This is a genomic window from Flavobacteriales bacterium (assembly GCA_030584065.1).
GTDB lineage: Bacteria > Bacteroidota > Bacteroidia > Flavobacteriales_F > PHOS-HE28 > PHOS-HE28.
On record CP129489.1, the window covers coordinates 1,856,248 to 1,876,124 of the forward strand.

At 67.1% G+C, this 19,877-nt stretch carries 12 protein-coding genes; 11 read left to right on the top strand and 1 reads right to left on the bottom strand.

The window, feature by feature from the left end; genetic code table 11:
- Position 1: 1 nt before the first annotated feature.
- A complete protein-coding gene (locus QY325_08105; GenBank protein WKZ67878.1) occupies positions 2-2,227 on the top strand; it encodes a T9SS type A sorting domain-containing protein in 2,226 nt (741 codons plus the stop codon).
- Between the two features lie 4 nt (positions 2,228-2,231).
- Complete coding sequence (locus QY325_08110) at positions 2,232-4,943, top strand: hypothetical protein (GenBank protein WKZ67879.1); 2,712 nt, start codon at positions 2,232-2,234, stop codon at positions 4,941-4,943.
- 25 nt (positions 4,944-4,968) lie between these two features.
- On the opposite strand, the gene QY325_08115 is transcribed toward QY325_08110, so the two are convergent.
- On the bottom strand, positions 4,969-7,593 hold the full coding sequence (locus tag QY325_08115; GenBank protein WKZ67880.1) for a valine--tRNA ligase: 2,625 nt from the start codon (positions 7,591-7,593) through the stop codon (positions 4,969-4,971).
- Between the two features lie 165 nt (positions 7,594-7,758).
- Between QY325_08115 and QY325_08120 the strand changes: the two genes are divergently transcribed.
- The 9 genes from QY325_08120 (at position 7,759) to QY325_08160 (ending at position 19,617) form a co-directional block, all read left to right on the top strand.
- The gene (locus tag QY325_08120) at positions 7,759-8,220 is read left to right on the top strand and encodes a DUF1573 domain-containing protein (GenBank protein ID WKZ67881.1); all 462 of its coding nucleotides are present in this window, start codon (positions 7,759-7,761) and stop codon (positions 8,218-8,220) included.
- Positions 8,221-8,236: 16 nt separating this feature from the next.
- The gene (locus QY325_08125; protein ID WKZ67882.1) at positions 8,237-8,659 is read left to right on the top strand and encodes a DUF1573 domain-containing protein; all 423 of its coding nucleotides are present in this window, start codon (positions 8,237-8,239) and stop codon (positions 8,657-8,659) included.
- Between the two features lie 99 nt (positions 8,660-8,758).
- The gene (locus QY325_08130) at positions 8,759-9,988 is read left to right on the top strand and encodes a pyridoxal phosphate-dependent aminotransferase (GenBank protein ID WKZ67883.1); all 1,230 of its coding nucleotides are present in this window, start codon (positions 8,759-8,761) and stop codon (positions 9,986-9,988) included.
- A gap of 117 nt (positions 9,989-10,105) precedes the next feature.
- The gene (locus QY325_08135) at positions 10,106-10,438 is read left to right on the top strand and encodes a hypothetical protein (protein WKZ67884.1); all 333 of its coding nucleotides are present in this window, start codon (positions 10,106-10,108) and stop codon (positions 10,436-10,438) included.
- A gap of 5 nt (positions 10,439-10,443) precedes the next feature.
- On the top strand, positions 10,444-13,107 hold the full coding sequence (locus QY325_08140) for a hypothetical protein (GenBank protein ID WKZ67885.1): 2,664 nt from the start codon (positions 10,444-10,446) through the stop codon (positions 13,105-13,107).
- Between the two features lie 162 nt (positions 13,108-13,269).
- Positions 13,270-13,731 (top strand): hypothetical protein, encoded by a 462-nt coding sequence (locus tag QY325_08145; GenBank protein WKZ67886.1) that lies wholly within the window; start codon positions 13,270-13,272, stop codon positions 13,729-13,731.
- 4 nt (positions 13,732-13,735) lie between these two features.
- A complete protein-coding gene (locus tag QY325_08150; protein ID WKZ67887.1) occupies positions 13,736-15,523 on the top strand; it encodes a T9SS type A sorting domain-containing protein in 1,788 nt (595 codons plus the stop codon).
- A gap of 154 nt (positions 15,524-15,677) precedes the next feature.
- Entirely contained in the window at positions 15,678-16,118 is a 441-nt protein-coding gene (locus tag QY325_08155; protein ID WKZ67888.1) for a hypothetical protein, read from the top strand.
- A gap of 13 nt (positions 16,119-16,131) precedes the next feature.
- Positions 16,132-19,617 carry a T9SS type A sorting domain-containing protein gene (locus QY325_08160; GenBank protein WKZ67889.1) on the top strand — a complete coding sequence of 1,162 codons (3,486 nt, stop codon included), beginning with the start codon at positions 16,132-16,134 and terminating at the stop codon, positions 19,615-19,617.
- Positions 19,618-19,877: the final 260 nt, after the last annotated feature.

The following is a 19,877-nucleotide window of genomic DNA, read 5'->3' on the forward strand; positions in this document are numbered from 1 at the left end:
CATGATGAGGACCTCCTTGTTCCTTGCTCTGGGTCTGTGCATCACGTCAAGTGTAGTGGCTTTGGATGTGCAGGTGAACGTGTACGCAGCCAGTTGCAGCAGCGGCATGGGATACGCTGTCGCCACGGCCAGCGGCGGTACACCGCCTTATACGTACAACTGGAGCGATGGCAGCACCGGTCCCGAAGCATCGTTGCCTCCGGGCCAGGGCTACACCATCACCGTGACCGACAACGCCGGTGCCACCGGGTCACAGACCTTTGATGTCCAACAGGCTTCCGGTTGTTGCTCCTTCCAGGACATCTATTTCGCCGGTTTGGAGCCGTGCCAGGGTGAATGCAACGGAGGCTTTCGGATCTACCTGCCGCTTGTGGTGGGGGGCTATACCTTCAGTACCACTCCGCCCATGCAAGTGCAGGAGTCTTTTCCGTCATCAGGCCAGCAGGTGGAGTATTTCACCTTGTTCGTGTTTACCGGCGCCTGCCCGGGCCAAAGCGTCAGCCTCTCCTTGAGCAATGATTGCGGTTCAGCTTCGACCGAAGTGACCATTCCTGCCGCCTTGGTGGACCCTACGGTGGACGTACTGCAGATCACCGGCAGCTGCACGAATTCTAGCAATGGATACCTGTCTGGCGTCATGAATTATTCGGGGGCCGGCCTGACCGCAGGGTGGAACATGCAGGCGGTGGATGACGTGGGGGCCACTGTGCCCAGCCAGCCGATGAACTTCGGCGGTTTCCCACCCATTCCTGTTGAGCTCTTCGGACTGCATCCGGGCAACTGGGTGATGCGCTTCACCAGCCAGGAGAGCTTTGGCTCCATCCAATCGCCGTGTGTGGTGGACATCCCCTTCACGATCACCGATCTCGGTTCCGACTGTGGCGCGCTCTCGGGAAGGGCTTATGTGGATGCCAACGAGAATTGCGTCCAAGGCTCCGGAGAGCCCAACCTTCGGCAGACGGTCGTGGTGGCCCAGCCCGGCGATCACCATGCCCTCACGAACGCGTCCGGACAATACACCATGAGCTTGCCGTATGGGACCTACACCGTCACCACCGCCAGTGCGGTGTACCAGGAGCACTGCGGTGTGAGCGCCACGCCCTTCACCCTGAGCGCTGGACAACCCAACCTGGTACGAAACCTCGCCGACACGAGCCTGGTGGGGCTGGATGTGATGGTCGGCCTGGGGAGCGGACCGGCGCGTCCCGGGTTCCCCATGACCATGGGCATGGAGGTCCGCAACCTCACCGGTGTGCTGCCCGGGACCACCACGGTGACGCTCACCTACGATCCCGTTCTGGCGTTTGTAAGCGCCAACCCCGCACCGACCTCAGTGAATGGCAATACGCTCACCTGGACAAGCGCGAACCTGGGGGCGTTGCAGGACTGGGACTACGTCGTGAACTTCACGGTGCCGCCCGATGTGGGTCTCCTGGGCACCTTCCTCGCCAGTACGGCGACCGTGAGTGTCTCGAACCCGGAAGCCAACCTCACGAACAACAGTTACACCGACCTGATCCTGGTGACCGGTTCCTATGACCCGAACGACAAGACCGCGCTGACCAGTTCGCGTCAGAGCACGGAGCAGTATGTCCTCGGCACCGATGAGTGGATCGACTACACCATCCGCTTCCAGAACACCGGCACCGACACGGCCTTCTTCGTGGTGATCACCGATACGCTGCCCCCCACGCTGGACCCCGCCACCTTCCTGCCCATGGCCGCTTCCCATCCGCATGCCGTTTCGCTTTCGGGCCAGGGCATCCTGCGGTGGAACTTCCCCACCATCCTGCTGCCCGACAGCAATACGAACGAACCGCGCAGCCACGGCTTCGTCACCTTCCGCATCCGGCCCAAACAACCCGTGCTGCCCGGCACCGCCATCGAGAACATCGCCAACATCTACTTCGACTTCAACCCGCCGGTGATCACCGAGCCGAGCGTGCTGGTGGCGGAGTTCAGTACGGGGGCGGGGGAAGGAGGCACTGAAGGTGGAATGCTGCTCTACCCGAACCCGGCCGAGCGGCTGCTGAATATCGATGTGCCCGGAGCGGAGGGGCCGTTGCAGATCGAAGCGCACGCCCTCGACGGCAGGCTGGTGGCTTCGACCCGATCGCAGGGGCTCCGCTGCTCTCTGACAGTGGGGCACCTTTCAGCCGGGCTATACAGTCTGCAGGTCACTAGCGCTGATGGTCGCACGACCAACCGCCTCTTCATCAAACAGTGAACGCATGAACCGCATCACAGCCACGCTGCTCTTCGCCCTGTGCGTTGCCTCCGCCGAGGCCGTCACGGTGACCATTCAAGTGCTGAAGACGCCAACGTGCACGTATGCCAATGGGCAGCTGCGCGCCAGTGTGAGCGGCGGCACCGGCCCTTACACCTACGCATGGAGCAACGGCGCCACCACGCAGATCATTGATGGCCTGTTGCCTGGGGCGTATTCCGTGACGGTGACGGACTTCGGCGGAGAACAGGCCTCGGCCAACCTCAGCAACCTGGCCGCAGGGGATTACGGCTACATGACCGGCATCTTCTTGGGCGATTACTTCAACTGGGGGCAGCCGCTGTGCAACTCCTGGACGACCATCGGCTTCGACCCGGCCGCAGCGGAATTGGCAGGGCCCGGCCCCTACACCCTTGGCGGCGTGCAGATGGATACGATGTGGATACCGAACGATGTGGAACCGTGGTTGCCGGACTACCCTGTGCTGGCCCGGCCCTTGTTCAACCCGACCCACGGGCAAACGAATGAATTCGATTTCGCGGATGCGAACGGGTGCCCGGGCATCTACCACGTGCAGATCGGCTGGCCCGTGCAGTTCCCGCAGACCACCATCGATGACATACAGGGCGCCTGCACGGGAACAACCAGCGGGAGCGTCACGCTGTCCTTCACCGCGGAGGGCCACGACCAGCAGTTGCAAGGCATGATCGAGCCACAGCCGAATGGCATCAACCCGTATTTCAGCTGCGGCAACGGTCCAAGCACGCACACCTATTCCGGATTGCCTGCTGGCGACTACACCGTGACGCTTTTCATCAGCAACTCGAGCTTCCTGCCCAGTTCAGGCTGCAACACGCAGATCAGCTTCACCGTCCCGGACGTGGGGCCCACCTGCGGCGTGGTGAGCGGCCGTGTCTTCGTGGACAACAACCAGAACTGCGTCTCCAATTCGGGCGAAGCCGCGGTGGTGGGCACCATCCTGGAGATCCTCCCCGGACCGCACTACCTCACCACCGACGCGCAAGGGCACTATGCCAAGGTGCTGCCCCTGGGCAGCTACACCGTGGAGCAGCAGAGCACGCAGTTCGACGCGCATTGCGAGAGCGGTCCCACGCCGTTCACCATTTCCGCAGGCACGCCCTTGGTAACGCGCAACATCGCCGACACGAGCCTGGTGGGCCTGGATGCCATGGTGTCGATCGGCAGTGGTGCGGCGCGGCCCGGCTTCGAGTTCAGCTACGGCCTCCAGGTGCGCAACCTCACGCCCACGAGCACCGGCGCCCTCACCGTCACGCTCACGATTGATCCCACGCTCATCTACCAGAGCGCCACGCCCGCGCCGAGCAGCGTGAACGGCAACACGCTCACCTGGAACCAGACCGCGCTGGGCGCGTGGCAGCAGCGGGGCCTCAACGTGCGCACCCAGGTGCCTCCTGACGTCGGCCTGCTGGGAACGGTGCTCTCGTCAACGGTCTCACTGACCACCACCACCAACGACGGCGAGCTCTCCAACAACACCGCCACCAACCTGCGCACCATCACCGGCGCGTACGACCCCAATGACAAGCTGGCCTACACCAGCAGTGGCAGCACATCGGCGTGGCTGATCGATGAGGATGAGTGGATCGAGTACACCATCCGCTTCCAGAACACCGGCACCGACACGGCCTTCAATGTGGTGATCACCGATACGCTGCCACCGAACCTGGATCCGGGCAGCATCATCGTGGGTGCGGCTTCCCACAACTTCACCTGGGAGTTGCGCGATGCGGGCACCCTGAAGTTCTACTTCCCCAACATCCTCCTGCCCGATAGCAACGTGAACGAACCCCGTAGCCACGGCTTCGTCGGCTTCCGCATACGGCCGCACGAAGGACTCAGTGCGGGCGATCAGATCACCAACATCGCCAACATCTACTTCGACTTCAACCCGCCGGTGATCACCGAGCCGAGCGTGCTGGTGGCGACGCCCGTGGTGAAGGCCGACGTGCGCGCCTTCCTCCAGGGGCCTTTTGATGCGCAGACCGGGATGATGCGCGACCTCCTGCGCGCTCAAGGCCTGGTGCCGCCTTCGGAACCCTATACCGAGCTGGGCTACGCGCACACGGGCGGCGGCGGCAACGAGAGCGCCCGACCCGGCACGCTCGATGCCACCGGCCCGCAAGCCATCGTGGACTGGGTGGTGGTGGAGCTCCGAAGCGCCGCCCAGCCGGCCACGGTGCTGCACAGCCGCGCAGGGCTGCTGCGGTGCGACGGCCGCGTGACGGACAAGGACGGCACCAGCCCTCTTTCCTTTCCGGCACCTGCGGCCAGCTATGCGGTCAGCATCCGCCACCGCAACCACCTGGGCGCCATGATGGCGGCGCCGATCGGCCTCTCCCCCACGCCTGCGCTGATCGACTTCACCGATCCGGGCAGCGCGCTACACGGGCTGGAAGCCACCGATACCGCCAACGGTGTGCGGCTCCTCTGGGCGGGCGATGCCGATGGCAACGGGATCATGAAGTACGTGGGGGCCGGCAACGACCGCGATCCCATCCTGGTGGGCATCGGCGGCAACACCCCCACGCAGGTCATCCCCGGTGTGTACAGCCCGCTCGACATCAACCTCGACGGACAGATCAAGTATGTCGGCAGCGGCAACGACCGGGACCCCATCCTGCAGACCATCGGGAGCGTGGTGCCTACGGCAACCCGGGTGCAGCAACTGCCCTAGCCCAGCGCCGAAAGCCGGACGAAGCCTACTTCAGCACCGCCAGCCGCTCCTCCAGCGCCTTGATCTTCGCCTCCGCATCCGCCTTCTTCTTGCGCTCGTTCTCCAGCACCTGCGGCGGCGCGCCGCTCACGAAGCGCTCGTTGCTGAGCTTCTTGTCCACGCTGGCCAGGAAGCCGCGCAGGTAGTTGAGCTCCTCCTCGGCCTTCTTCGCCTCGGCGGCGGCGTCCACGTTGCTGCCCAGGTCGATGGCGTACTCGGTTGTGCCGACCAGGAAAGTGACACTGCCCTCACTGGCTTTCTCCACCCCGTGGATGGCACCCACGTTGGCGAGCTTGTTCACCAGGGATGCAACAGCGGCCCGCAGCGGGGCGGAGCCCTTCACCTGAAGGTCCAACGCTTCCTTGGGGCTCATGCCGCGCTCATTGCGGGTGTTACGCACGGCGCTCACCAGGTCGAAGGCATGCTGCACCTCGGCCTCCAGCTCCGCGTCGCCTGCACCGCCCTTCGGCCATGCCGCGATGATGATGTCCTCGCCCGCCTTGCGCTCGCGCAGGTGGTGCCACAGCTCCTCGGTGAGGAAGGGCATGTAGGGGTGCAGCAGCTTCAGCACATCCTCGAAGAGACCGATGGTGGCCTCGTAGGTCGCCGCATCGATCGGCTGCGCCACGCCGTCCACGAAGGCGGGCTTGATGCTCTCGAGGTACCAGCTGCAGAGCTCGTCCCAGATCAGCTTGTAGGTGGTCATCAGCGCCTCGCTGATGCGGAACTGGTCGTACAGGCCATCGAGCTCGGCGGTGGTGCGCACCACGCGGCTGCGCATCCAGGCCACGGCCGCCGCATTGCCTGCGGGTTGTTCCTGCTGAGCTACCGTCCAGCCCTTCACCAGGCGGAAGGCGTTCCAGATCTTGTTGCTGAAGTTGCGGCCCTGCTCGCAGAGGCTCTCGTCGAAGGGCAGGTCGTTACCGGCCGGTGAGGAGAAGAGCATGCCGGTGCGCACGCCGTCAGCGCCGTACTTGGCGATGAGGTCGAGCGGGTCGGGGCTATTGCCCAGGCTCTTGCTCATCTTCCGGCCGAGCTTGTCGCGCACGATGCCCGTGAGGTACACGTTCTTGAAGGGGATCTCGCCGCGGTACTCCATGCCCGCCATGATCATGCGCGCCACCCAGAAGAAGAGGATCTCCGGCGCGGTCACCAGGTCGTTGGTGGGGTAGTAGTACTTGATGTCGGCGTTGTCCGGGTCCTTGAAGCCGTCGAACACGCTGATGGGCCAGAGCCAGCTGCTGAACCAGGTGTCCACCACGTCCTCGTCCTGCTTGATCCCGTTGGTGCTTTGCCCTGCCTTGGTGAACTGGTCAATGGCCTCCTGTTCGGTGCGGCACACGGCCACATCACCGGCCTCGTTGTACCACGCCGGGATCTGCTGGCCCCACCACAACTGGCGGCTGATGCACCAGTCGCGCACGTTCTCCATCCAGTAGGTGTAGGTGTTCACGAACTTCTGCGGGTGCAGCTTCACGCGGCCGTCCTTCACCACTTCCAGCGCGGGCTTGGCGAGCTCGCCCATCTTCACGAACCACTGCAGGCTCAGGCGCGGCTCGATCACGGCATCGGTGCGCTCGCTGGTGCCCACCTTGTTCACGATGTCCTCGGTCTTCACGAGGTGCCCCTTCTCCTCCAGTTCCTTCGCGATCTTCTTGCGCACCACGAAGCGGTCCTCGCCCACGTAGAGCTGCGCGGCGGCGCTCAGCGTGCCGTTGGGTTCCAGGATGTCGATGGTCTCCAGGTCGTGCTTCTTGCCCAGCTCGTGGTCGTTCACGTCGTGCGCGGGCGTCACCTTCAAGGCCCCGGTGCCGAACTCGCGCTCCACGTACGCATCGAAGATCACGGGGATGCTGCGTTCGATCAGCGGCACGAGCACGCGCTTGCCCTTGAGGCGCGCATAGCGCTCGTCTTCGGGGTGCACGGCCACGGCCGTATCGCCGAGGATGGTCTCCGGGCGCGTGGTGGCGATGGTTACCCACTCGTCCGCGGTGCCTTCCACCTTGTATCGCACATGGTAGAGCTTGGAGTTGACCTCTTTGTAGATCACCTCCTCGTCGCTCACGGCCGTCAACGCCACCGGGTCCCAGTTCACCATCCGCAGGCCGCGGTACACGAGGCCCTTCCTGTGCAGGTCGATGAACACGTCGATCACCGCGTCGCTGAGGTCGGGCTCCATGGTGAAGCGCGTGCGGTCCCAGTCGCAGCTGGCGCCGAGCTTCTTCAACTGCTCCAGGATCACGCCGCCGTACTTCTCCTTCCACGCGAAGGCGTGCTCCAGGAACTTCTCGCGGCCGATCGCGCTCTTCTTGATGCCCTGCTCGCCGAGCAGCCGCACCACCTTCGCCTCGGTGGCGATGCTCGCATGGTCGGTGCCCGGCACCCAGCAGGCGTTCTTCCCCAGCATGCGGGCGCGGCGCACCAGCACGTCCTGGATGGTGTTGTTGAGCATGTGCCCCATGTGCAGCACGCCGGTGACGTTGGGCGGCGGGATCACCACGGTGTAGGGCTCGCGGCCGTCGGGCACGCTGCGGAAGTAGCCCTTCTCCATCCAATGCTGGTACCACTTGCCTTCGGCCTGCTGCGGCTCGTATCGCTTGGGGATCTCCATCTGCTGAAAATGAGGCGCGAAAGTAGCCGCGCCGGCCCACCAGGCGCGGATGCGGCCTTCGGCGGGACGCGATACGGCCGCTGTTAATGTCCTGTTAAGGTCCCGGCGACGGTTCAACGCGGCATCACCTTTGGCGTACGCAATCCACGAAAACCAACCAATCGCATGAACAAGCTTCTCCTCTCCCTCGGTTTCGGCCTGGCCGTGCTCACGGCTGCCGCTCAGACCACCGCCAAGCCCGTGGGCGGCTCCGGCCCCATGATCAGCGTGGACAAGGAATCGCACGACTACGGCACCATCCCGCAGGGCGCCAACGGCACCTGCGAGTTCACGGTGACCAACACCGGCGATGCCCCCCTGATCATCACCCAGTGCCAGGGCAGCTGCGGCTGCACCGTGCCCAAGTGCGACACCACCCCCATCAAGCCCGGTGAGAAGAGCACCATCACGGTGAAGTACGACACCAACCGCGTGGGCCCCATCAACAAGAGCGTCACCATCACCAGCAACGCCACCAACGCCCCCAGCAAGATCGTCACGATCAAGGGCACCGTGGAGGCCGCTGCCTCCACCCCCACCTCGCCGGTGAAGGAGGCCAGCCCGATGGCCCCGGTGGAGAAGCACTAAGCACCCTGCCGCATCCATGAAGAAGCTCCTGCTCCCCTTCGTCCTGCTGCTCGCCACCGCCACGGCCCACGCCCAGGTGGAAGGCAAGCCCGTGGGCGGAACCGGCCCCATGATCAGCGTGGACAAGGACGTGCACGACTACGGCACCATCGCCCAGGGCGCCAACGGCGAATGCACCTTCACGGTGACCAACACCGGCGATGCGCCCCTGATCATCACCAACTGCAAGGGCAGCTGCGGCTGCACGGTGCCCAAGTGCGACACCGAGCCCATCAAGCCCGGCGGCAAGAGCGCCATCACCGTGCGCTACGACACCAAGCGCACCGGCCCCATCAACAAGAGCGTCACCATCACCAGCAACGCCACCAACGCACCGGACAAGGTGGTGCGCATCAAGGGCATGGTGGAGGGCTCCGCGGCCGCGCCCGCAACGAACTGACCACTCCCCGGAGCGCACGCCGAAGGGCCCCTCCCGCCAGGAGGGGCCCTTCGCTTTGTCCGGCTATGCCGATCTTCGCGCCCCTCAACCGAACCCGCCATGCCCGCGATCTCCTCCAAAGGCCGGATGATGCCCCCCTCGCCCATCCGCAAGCTCGTGCCCTATGCCGAAGCGGCCAAGAAGCGCGGCACCTCGGTCATCCACCTCAACATCGGGCAGCCCGACATCGCCACGCCCCAAGTGGCCCTCGACGCCATCCGCAGGCTCGACCGCACGGTGATCGAATACAGCCACAGCGCCGGCTACGAGAGCTACCGCAAGGGCCTGGCCGCCTACTACGCCGGGCACGGCATCGCCGTCACCCACGAGCAGATCATCGTCACCAACGGCGGCAGCGAGGCGCTGCTCTTCGCCATGATGGCCTGCTTCGAGCCCGGCGACGAGGTGATCATCCCCGAGCCCTACTACGCCAACTACAACAGCTTCGCCGTCAGCGCCGGCGTCACCGTGGTGCCCGTGCGCTGCACCATCGGCGACGGCTTCGCCCTGCCGCCCATCAGCGCCTTCGAGGCCCTGATCACCCCGCGCACCAAGGGCATCCTCATCTGCAACCCCGGCAACCCCACCGGCTACCTCTACAGCCGCGCCGAGCTGGAGACCCTCCGCGCCATCGTCCTCAAGCACGACCTCTTCCTCTTCGCCGACGAGGTCTACCGCGAATTCTGCTACGACGGCGCCACCCCCGTGAGCGCCCTGGCGCTGGAGGGGCTGGAGCAGCATGCCGTGCTGGTGGACAGCGTGAGCAAGCGCTACAGCATGTGCGGTGCACGCGTGGGCGCCTTCGTCACCCGCAACGCCGAACTGCTCGCCGCCGTGCTCAAGTTCGCCCAGGCCCGCCTCAGCCCGCCCACCTTCGGGCAGATCGCCAGCGAGGCCGCCCTGCGCACACCCCAGTCGTACTTCGATGACGTGAAGGCCGAGTACGTGCAGCGCCGCGACATCCTCGTCGACGGCCTCAACGCCATCCCCGGCGTCACCTGCCCCAAGCCCAAGGGCGCCTTCTACTGCGTGGCTGAACTGCCCATCGACGACAGCGACGCCTTCTGCCAGTGGCTCCTGGAGTCCTTCAGCCACGAAGGGCATACCGTGATGATGGCCCCCGCCACCGGCTTCTACGCCGACCCGGCCACCGGCCGCCGGCAGGTGCGCCTGGCTTACGTGCTGGAGCAGCCCCTGCTGCGGCGCGCCGTGGAATGCCTGCGCCGTGCCCTGGAGGTCTACCCCGGCCGCACCGCCCTTGCGCCGGCCGCCGCCGTCGCCGCCCGCTGAGCCCCTTCCGCTCATCCGCTGCGCCCGGCCGCTTCATCGGCCTGTAACCCCCATTCGTCGGCGCCCGTTGAAGCGGGCCGGCTCGGACCACTCATCCGGGCCGTGAATACGACCGACATGCGCACGATCCATTGGACCCTCAGCCTGCTGCTGGCCCTCGCCGCCCTCACCGGCCGCGCCCAGGAGGGACAGGAAGGCGAAGAGCACCGCTACCAGTTCCAGGTGAACGGGGAGCTGAGCGCTTACACCGAGAAGCTCCTGCTCGAATCCATGTCCGGCTTCGATCCCGCCATGCGCGTGGACATCGACCGGCCCACCCGGGCGATGAAGGTGCTGGCCTACCGCCCCCTCGACCCCCAGGCCGTGGTGGACCTGGCCGCTCAGTTCGGCGTGGCCCTCGCGCCCCGCCGCCTCCATCCTGCGCCCCGCGTGGACAACCCCATCCAATAAGCACCATGGCACGCTCCTCCCGCACCCTGGCGCTCCGCTCGCTCCTGCTCCTCGGCCTGGCCGCCGCAACCCTTGCCGCCAGCGCGCAGACCGCCACCGACGCCTGCGGCTACAACGCCGGCAATGAATACCCCGTGGGCACCTCCTGCGCCTACAACGACTTCGACAAGCCGGGCTCCTTCACCGCCACCTACACCGCCAGCGGCTGCACCGGCGGCAGCTACGACGACGCGTGGGGCTGGTTCACCGCCATCTACAGCACCACCAACATCACCTACGACCCCGACGACAACCACCGCGCCATCGTGCACGTGTACACCGGCACCTGCACCGCGGGGCTCACCCAGGTGGCCTGCCTCAACTCCGGCGGCGGCGGCAACAACGTCAACATCACCGGCCTCACCACCACCCCGGGCACCACCTACATGATCCGGGTGCAGCGCCACAACGACAACAGCGGCATGAACGGCCGCATCTGCATCTGGAGCCCCATCCCGCCGGCCAACGACGAGCCCTGCGGCGCCACGCCCCTCACCGTGGGCCAGACCTGCTCGCTCACCGCCACCACTACGCAGAACAGCACCGCCACCGCGGGCATCCCCGCACCGGGCTGCGCCAACTTCACCGGCAACGATGTGTGGTACTCCTTCGTGGCGCCCGCCAACGGCATCGCCAACATCGAGACCACCGCCGGCTCGCTCACCGACTCGGGCATGGCCCTCTACAGCGCCACCGCCTGCAACGGCACCTTCACCCTCATCGAGTGCGACGCCAATGACGGCCCCGGCAGCATGAGCGAGATCAACCGCACCGGCCTCACCCCCAACCAGACCTACTACGTGCGCATGTGGGGCGAGGGCAGCAACACGGGCACCTTCAACATCTGCATCTGGTCGCCGCCCGTGAACGACGATCCCTGCGGCGCCATCGCCCTCACCCTGGACGCCACCTGCAGCTACACGGCCTACGCCAACACCAATGCCTCCGCAACAGCGGGCATCCCCGTGCCCGGCTGCGGCAATGGCACCTACAACGACGTGTGGTTCACCTTCACGGCGCCCGCCAACGGCCTGGTCACCCTGCGCACCACCACCGGCTCCCTCGGCAATCCGCAGTTCGCCGTGTATGCGGCCACCAGCTGCAGCGGCCCCTTCACCCTGGTGAAATGCGACAACGCCAGCGGCCCGGGCAATGCCCCCTTCATGACGCTCACCCCGCTGGAGCTCGTGGCCGGCCAGACCTACTACGTGCGCGTGTGGGGCAGCTTCGGCAGCCGGGGCTCCTTCAACCTCTGCGCGTCCACCGCGCCCGCCGCGGGCGATTGCATCTATGTGCTGCGCATGTGGGACAGCCAGGGCGACGGATGGGGCAACAGCTACGTGTCGGTGCAGGTGGGCGCCGCACCCGCCGTGAACTACAGCATCGCCAACGGCGACGAGGATGTGGCCTACATCCCCGTGGCCACCGGCCAGACCGTGCAGCTCTCCTACGCCACCGGCGGCTCGGGCAACCAGGGCGAGATCCGCTACGTGCTGCAGCTCATGTACGGCGCCGTTTACATGGATGGGCCCACGCCCGGCACCGGCCTGCGCTACGCCGGGGTGGCCGACTGCCAGTCCGCCGCGCCATCCAACAGCGATTGCTACGGCCGCTCCGCCATCTGCGGCGCCCAGCAGATCAGCGCCAACCCCAACAACACCGGCCTCACCGCCGACCTCAACGTGCACAGCCGCGGCTGCCTGGGCTCCAACGAGCGCCAGGGCTACTGGTACCAGTTCACCCCTTCCAACGGCGGCACCGTCGGCTTCACCATCGCACCCGATAACCCCGCCGACGATTACGACTTCGCCGTGTGGGGGCCATTCGGCTCGGCCAGCTGTCCGCCCACCATCGCGCCGGTGCGCTGCAACTACAGCGGCACCACCGGCAACACCGGCCTCTCCACCCTGGGCACCAATCCCAGCGAGGGCGGCAGCGGCAACAAGTGGAGCACCCTGCTGCCGGTGAACACCGGGGAGACCTACTTCCTCTACATCAGCAACTACAGCCAGAGCGGCCTCGCCTTCAACCTCTCCTGGCAGCTCACCAATGGCGCCAGCCTTGACTGCTTCCTCCTGCCCGTGGAGCTGCTCGGCCTCAACGGCTACCCCGTGCCCCAGGGCATCCGGCTGGAATGGACCACCGCCACCGAGGCCAACAGCGCCTTCTTCGCCGTGGAGCGCATGGACGAGACCGGCGCCTTCCAGCAGATCGGCCAGGTGGCCGCCGCCGGCTACAGCACCAGCGCCAACGACTACGCCTTCCTCGACCCCCTGCCGCTGCCCGGCTTCAACTACTACCGCCTGAAGATGGTGGACGCCGACGGCAGCGCCGCCCTCAGCGACGTGGTGGCCGTGGCCAACCGCTTCGGCTCGGTGGTGAGCGGGCTGCACCCCAACCCCGCCACCGACCAGGTGAGCGTGGTGATCGACGCGCAGGCCGACGGCGAGGCCCTCGTCTCCGTGCACGATGCCAGCGGCCGCCTCGCGCGCCAGCAGCGCATCGCCCTGGTGGAAGGCCAGCAGCGCGTGAGCGCATCGGTGCTCGGCCTCGAGCCCGGGCCCTACACGCTCTCCCTGCACCTGCCCGGCGGACAGGCCCTGCATGCCGGCCGCTTCCTGGTGGAGTAAGCAGCCCATGATCGCAAGTGCGCGCGGCCGGGCCCCTGCCCGGCCGCGCGCACTTGCGCCCCGGCACTTGCGCCGTCGGGACGAATCACTATTTTGGGCAGGCCAACGCTCTGTGGGACAACCTGTGCGGGTGATGAGCGTCTCTACTTCAAGCCACCTCGCATGCGCACGCCCTACCGTTCCTCCGCCCTGCGGCCGCTCCGTGCCGCATTCGCCATGGCCGCGCTCATCGCGCTCACCGGCAGCGCCGCCGCGCAGACCCCCGCCATCCACCACTTCCGGTGCGATGCCCCGCTCGACGGCCTCGCGCTGAAGACCGCGGCGGAGAACCTGCGCGCCCTCGACGACAAGGCCCTGCTCTCCAACGACCACGACCGGCTGAAGGTGCGCATCGACGCCGCAGTGCCGCACGAGCTGGTGCTGCGCGCCCTCAACGCCGGGCCCCGCCAGTTCCGCAGCGATGGCACCGCCGCCGTGGGCCAGGGCTTCCCCGTGCGCATCGACACCGGCGACCCCGCCGCCGACGACCAGCGCCACGCCGCCGCCAAGGCCGCCTGGATGCAGGCCCACCCCCAGGAGTACCAGCGCATGATCGATGCGCCCACCGCACCCCGCAATCCCTGAGCCCATGATCGGACGTTACGCCCGCATTGCCCTCCTCGGCGCCGCGCTCACCGCCTCCGGCTCGGCCCGCAGCCAGTGCGCCAACGACAACACCTACTGGCAGACCACCACCCCGGCCTGCCCCGGCAGCACCGTGGCCAGCACCTGCCTCTTCGGCGGGGAGTACCAGCTCATCAACGTGGTGGCCGGCAACACCTACACCTTCAGCACCTGCGGCACCACCACCTGGGACACCCAGATCACCCTCTACAACAACGCCGGCGGCGGTTTCCTCGGCTACAACGATGACGCCTGCGGCGTGCAGAGCAGCGTCACCTGGACGGCCACCTTCACCGGCCAGCTGCGCGTGCTCATCGATGCCTTCCCCTGCCTGCCCAACGCCTCCTGCGCCACCCTTACCGTGGGCTGCACCGCCCCCGTGACGCCTCCGCCCGGCGGCTGCGTGTACTACCTCAACCTCTACGACAGCTTCGGCGACGGCTGGGGCAGCTCCTTCGTGAGCGTGAGCATCAACGGCGGGCCCGCCACCAACTACACCGTGGCCGGCAGCGCCAACTCCATCCCCATCCCCGTCACCCCCGGCGCGGTAATCGTGCTCACCTACAACAACTCCGGCCCCTGGCAGGGCGAGAACTCCTACAGCCTCACCCTGGGCGGCAGCGCCGTGTTCAACTCCGGCACCCCGCCCGTGGCCGGCCTCGCCTATGCCGGCACCCTCACCTGCGTGCCGCCGCCCGCCCCGCCCGAGGACTGCGTGGGCTCCATCACCATCTGCAACGGGCAGAGCTTCAACAACACCACCACCAACACCGGCAACGTTGCCGACCTCACCCTCACCACCGCCGGCTGCCTCGGCGCGCTGGAGCGGCAGGGCACCTGGTACAACTTCACCCCCAGCAGCAGCGGCCAGATCGGCTTCACGATCAACCCCGCCGACCCGCTCGACGATTACGACTTCGCCATCTGGGGCCCCTTCCCGCCCGGCAGCACCCCCAGCAGCATCTGTCCGCCGCTGAGCGCCCCCCTGCGCTGCTCCTTCGCCGCGCCCCCCGGCGCCACCGGCCTCAACTTCAGCGCCACCGACCTCTCCGAGACCCCCCTCGGCGACAAGTGGGTGCGCTACCTCGATGTCACCGTGGGGCAGGTGTACCTGCTCTACATCAGCAATTTCTCCCAGAGCGGACTGGCCTTCAGCCTCGATTGGAACCTGCAGGGCGGCGCCTCGCTCGACTGCACCATCCTGGGCGCTGAGCTCATGGGCCCCCATGCCGCCGACCAGCCGGACCACGTGGATGTGCACTGGACCACCCTCAGCGAAGGCGGCACCGCCCGCTTCGTGGTGGAGCGCGCCGCCACCGGCACCGCCTTCGCCCCCGTGGGCGAGCTCGCCGCCACCGGCAGCGCGCACCACAGCGCCGAATACCGCTTCGTGGACCCCGCACCCCTCGCCGGCCTCAACCGCTACCGCCTGCGGCTGATCCACGCCGACGGCTCCTTCGCCTACAGCAGCGAGGCAGCCGTGGTGCACGGACGGCTCGTGGCAGAAGCCACCGTGCGCCCCAACCCCGCCCAAGGCCAGGCCACGGTAGCCTTCCAATCCGCCGCCGAAGCCGAGGGCACCGTGGAGCTCTTCGACCCCGCAGGCCGCCTGCGCCACAGCCAGCGCCTGCTGGCCCAGCCCGGCTACAACGAAGCCGCCCTGCCCCTGGCGGGATTGGCCGAGGGCGCCTACACCGTGCGCATCACCGTGGGCGGCGCTCCGGTGCACCTGCGCCTGGCCGTGGTGCGCTGAGCCGAAGGCAACGAAAAGCACGGTCATCCGTCTAAATGGGAGCCCACGGATGGCGCCCCATTGATAGCCTGCCGTTGACAACCTGGTCATGGACGCTATTCCTTGGGGGTCAGAAACATCTAAATTGGGCGCCGACTTCCCAACCTGTTCATCCATGATGCTACGCACCACGGCCCTGATGCTCGTGCTCGGCGCAGGGCTGATTGCCCGCGCCCAGGCGCCCGGCTTCCACTATTTCCAGGCCGCGCAGCCCCTCACCACCGCACAGCTGAAGCTGGCCACCGAAGCGGTGATGAACGCCGACCCCTATGCGGAGCTCTTCCATTCCGACGACCGCACCATCGTGCAGGTGAAATCGCCGCTGCTGCAGCCCGAGGCGCTCTACCGCGCCGCCATCGCCGCGCAGGCGGTGACGCTGCTGCCCGGCACCCGCACGCCCGATGAACTGGGCGTGAACACCGCGCCCGCCGTGCCCGTTTACGTTCCCACCGGCGATGAGGCCGCCGACCTGGCCCGCTACCGCGCTGCGGTGGAGGCCTGGAACGCCGCCCACCCCGACCAGCCGCTGAGCCCCACCCCCGTTCACGCCCGCTAACCGCCGGATGCCCATGAAGCAGCTCTACGCGCTCCCGCTCCTCGCCCTTGCCCTGCTGGCGGCCACGGCCCAGGCCCAGGTGCCGCCCTGCCTGACGAATTTGACCACACCAGCTGGCCAATCCGCTGTAGCCGCCGGCTCCTGGGGCGGTGCCACACTGCCGCCCAGCACGACGATCAACATGAACCTGACCACCACGGCTGGTTCCAACCTGGCCACGATCACCAGTTGCAATGCGGCACTGATCACGAATCTGGCGGGCATCTCCGGGCCCAACGTGCCGGCGGGCACCAGCATCAGCGGCGGCGCCTGCGGCACCAACACGGTGCAGCTGAGCCAGAACGCCACCGTAACGGGAGCGGCGGTGCACACCTTCACGATGCCAGCCTACGCCTCCAACTTCCCCCCCACCAACCAAGGGGTGCCCACCGGCCTCAACTGCTCGGTCTGCCCCGCGCTCTTCACCGTGCCCATGTGCGCCGGCCAGCGCTTCAACTACTACATGTGCGTGGGCAACATCTACACCTTCAGCATGTGCAGCTCGGCTGCCAGCTGGGATTCGTACATCTCCATCACCACCACCAACGGCATCGCGCTGGCAACGGGATCGCCCACCTCCGATGATGATGGCTGCGGCACCGCCAACGGCCACGCCACCCTCTCCTTCGTGCCCACCGCGACCAGCACCTACATGATCCGGGTGTGGAACGGCAACTGCCTCACCACGCCGGCGGGCACCTGCGGCACCATGCAGGTGGCCTGCAACCCCGTGCCCCCGCCCCCCTCGAACGACGAGCCGCAGAACGCCATCAGCCTGGGCGCAACGGCCAGCACCGTGTGCACCTTCGTCAACGGCACCACCACCTGGGCCACGCAGAGCGCAGGTACTCCAGGAATTGCCAGCGGGAATGCGGCCAACTGCAACCTCAACGGTGGTGGCTGCGGCACTTGGTCGGGCACGTTCTCGGGGGCCGATGTGTGGTATTCGGTGGGTGTCCCCGCTAGCGGCAACCTGAGCATCATCTTCCAAGACAATAGCCAGACGAACGGTGCCTTCGCGGTGTATACCGGTGTGCCCGGCACGCTCACCCAGGTGGTGGGCAGCTGCCGCTGCAATGACTTCGTCTCGCTCAGCGGCCTGCCGGCCAACCAGACGGTTTATATCCGCGTTTGGCCAGAGGCCGGCCAGGTGAATTCGGGCACCTTCCAGATCTGCGCCTACGAGCCCATTCCGCCGCCCAATGACAACCCCTGCGGCGCCAGCAGCGGCACCTATGCACTGACGGTGAACGCCACGTGCAGCAACACCACCTTCAGCACCGAGAGCGCCACGGACATCGCGGCCCTCTACACCGTGCCCGCCCCCGGCTGCGCTACCGTGAACAACAACGATGTGTGGTTCAGCGCCGTGATGCCCGGCACCGGCTCCATGACCATCAACACCCAGGCGGGCACGCTCACGGACATGGCCATGGCGGTGTACACCGTTTCGGCCGGCACCGTCACGGACTGCGCCTCGCAGGGCCCGGCCAGCCTGCAACTGGTGCAGTGCAACGCCGTGAACAACGGCGACCCCATGCCGAGCCTCACCATCTCGGGCACGTCGGGCGTGCGCTACTACATCCGCATGTGGAACCAGGGCACGGGCTTCGGCACGGCCAACATCTGCGCCGTCGTGAACACCCCGCCGGCGAACGACAACCCCTGCGGCGCCATACCCCTCACGGTGACCAACGGCTGCGTCTTCCCCGCGCCCTTCTCCACGCAGTTCGCCACCCTCGGGCCCACCATCCCACCATGGCCCGCCGGCGTCTCGGGCATCACCAACATCGGCGGCTGCACGGGCCCCTTCAACAGCGACGTGTGGTTCACCGCGGTGGTGCCGGCCAGCGGCCAGCTGCAGCTGAACACCGACGACCTGGGCATGACCTCGGCCGGCATGGCGGTGTATACCGCGGGCGGCACCAGCTGCCCCAACCTGACGCTGAACCAGGTGGCCGGCACCTGCTACATCAACGGCAGCACCTACTCGTCGCAGATGCCCGGCGGCACCATCTCGCTGCCGGCCGGCACCGTGGTGTACATCCGCGTGTGGCGCCGCAACAACAACGACGGCACCTTCCTGCTCTGTGCGCGCAACCCGGTGAACCCGCCGGGCTGCTACTACACGCTGAACCTGGCCGATGCGGCCGGTGACGGCTGGAACGGCGGCTACGTGCGCCTCTGCGTGGGCGGCAGCTGCACCAACTACACCGTGTACGGCAACGGCGGCAACCTGGTCTTCCCGGCCAGCCTGGGCCAGACGGTGACGCTGGAGTATTTCCCGGTGGGCGGCTTCCAGAACCAGGTCTCCTTCGGCATCCAGGCCAACAACGGCTTCAACATCTTCAACAGCGCCAACCCGCCGGTCGCCGGCTTCAACACGGCCTTCATCGTCAACGCCGACTGCAACGTGCCGCCGGCGCCCATCAGCGACTGCATCGGCTCGCAGCAGGTGTGCAATACGCAGACCTTCTCCTATGCGCCGGGCAACTTCGGCAACAGCCAGGACCTGGGCCCCACCAACCGCGGCTGCCTCAGCAGCAACGAGCGGCAGGGCGCGTGGTACCGCTTCACCACCAACGCGGCGGGCACCATCGCCTTCACCATCGGCATCGGCATGGGCACTGACTACGACTTCGCCGTGTGGGGCCCCTTCAGCGGCGCGCCCACCTGCCCGCCCCCGGGGCCGCCCCTGCGCTGCAACTGGTCGGGCACCACGGGCCCCACGGGCCTCAACTACACCGCGCTGGGCACCAGCGAGGGCGCCGGCGGCCCGCCCTTCTCCCGGTGGATCGATGCCCTGGCCAACCAGACCTACCTGCTCTACATCGACAACTACACGATGAACGGCCTCACGTTCTCGCTCTCGTGGAACACCAACCCGGCCAACCTGCTGGATTGCGTGCTGCTGCCGGTGGAGTGGCTGGCATTGGAAGCCGAGCCGAAGGGCACCGAGGTGAACCTCACCTGGGCCACGGCCAGCGAGCACAACAGCGACTTCTTCCGCATCCAGCGCTCGGCGGATGGGGAGCGCTACGCCACCGTGGGCGTGGTGGAGGCCGCGGGCAGCAGCAGCGTGCGCACCGACTACCTCTTCACCGACAAGGCGCCGCACGCGGGCCTCAACTACTACCGCGTGGAGCAGGTGGATGCCGATGGCCGCACCTACGCCAGCAACGTGGTCACGGCCCTCTTCCGCCCCGGCGCGGGCCTGAGCGTGTACCCCAACCCGGCGGGCGAGAGCCTCTGGGCCAGCTTCGACCTGGTGGATGAGGGCCTGGTGGCCTGGCGGATCCTGGATGCCAGCGGCCGCGAGGTGGGCGCCGGTCGTGCCGATGCCGCCGCCGGGGTGAACCAGGTGGAGATCCCCTTGGGCATCGAATCGGGCACCTACGCGCTGCTGCTCACCGACAGCCGCGGCAATCCGCTGGGCACGGCGCGCTTCATCAAGCGCTGAGCGGCGCCATCGCCTTTCCCTGCGAGGGACCGATCGGGCAACCGGTCGGTCCCTCGTCGCTTGGGGGAGGAACCACGAGTTATCAACCCCGCGCAACCCCGGGGGGCAAGCGCCGTCACCCGGATGCGGGGTCCTCTTGGCCCCGCACCAGGCCATGCACCCGGCGAACCGGACAGCCCCCCCGGCGGTTATCCACCGGGAATCGGTGATATCTTCACCTCCTCGTCCGTTCGTCCGCCCGTTCCGTCCCTCACCCTCAT

Excerpts from the sequence above, each read along its gene's own strand:
- QY325_08105 (WKZ67878.1), top strand. The coding sequence starts at position 2 with ATGATGAGGACCTCCTTGTTCCTTGCTCTGGGTCTGTGCATCACGTCA.
- QY325_08110 (WKZ67879.1), top strand. The coding sequence starts at position 2,232 with ATGAACCGCATCACAGCCACGCTGCTCTTCGCCCTGTGCGTTGCCTCC.
- QY325_08115 (WKZ67880.1), bottom strand. The coding sequence starts at position 7,593 with ATGGAGATCCCCAAGCGATACGAGCCGCAGCAGGCCGAAGGCAAGTGG.
- QY325_08120 (WKZ67881.1), top strand. The coding sequence starts at position 7,759 with ATGAACAAGCTTCTCCTCTCCCTCGGTTTCGGCCTGGCCGTGCTCACG.
- QY325_08125 (WKZ67882.1), top strand. The coding sequence starts at position 8,237 with ATGAAGAAGCTCCTGCTCCCCTTCGTCCTGCTGCTCGCCACCGCCACG.
- QY325_08130 (WKZ67883.1), top strand. The coding sequence starts at position 8,759 with ATGCCCGCGATCTCCTCCAAAGGCCGGATGATGCCCCCCTCGCCCATC.
- QY325_08135 (WKZ67884.1), top strand. The coding sequence starts at position 10,106 with ATGCGCACGATCCATTGGACCCTCAGCCTGCTGCTGGCCCTCGCCGCC.
- QY325_08140 (WKZ67885.1), top strand. The coding sequence starts at position 10,444 with ATGGCACGCTCCTCCCGCACCCTGGCGCTCCGCTCGCTCCTGCTCCTC.
- QY325_08145 (WKZ67886.1), top strand. The coding sequence starts at position 13,270 with ATGCGCACGCCCTACCGTTCCTCCGCCCTGCGGCCGCTCCGTGCCGCA.
- QY325_08150 (WKZ67887.1), top strand. The coding sequence starts at position 13,736 with ATGATCGGACGTTACGCCCGCATTGCCCTCCTCGGCGCCGCGCTCACC.
- QY325_08155 (WKZ67888.1), top strand. The coding sequence starts at position 15,678 with ATGATGCTACGCACCACGGCCCTGATGCTCGTGCTCGGCGCAGGGCTG.
- QY325_08160 (WKZ67889.1), top strand. The coding sequence starts at position 16,132 with ATGAAGCAGCTCTACGCGCTCCCGCTCCTCGCCCTTGCCCTGCTGGCG.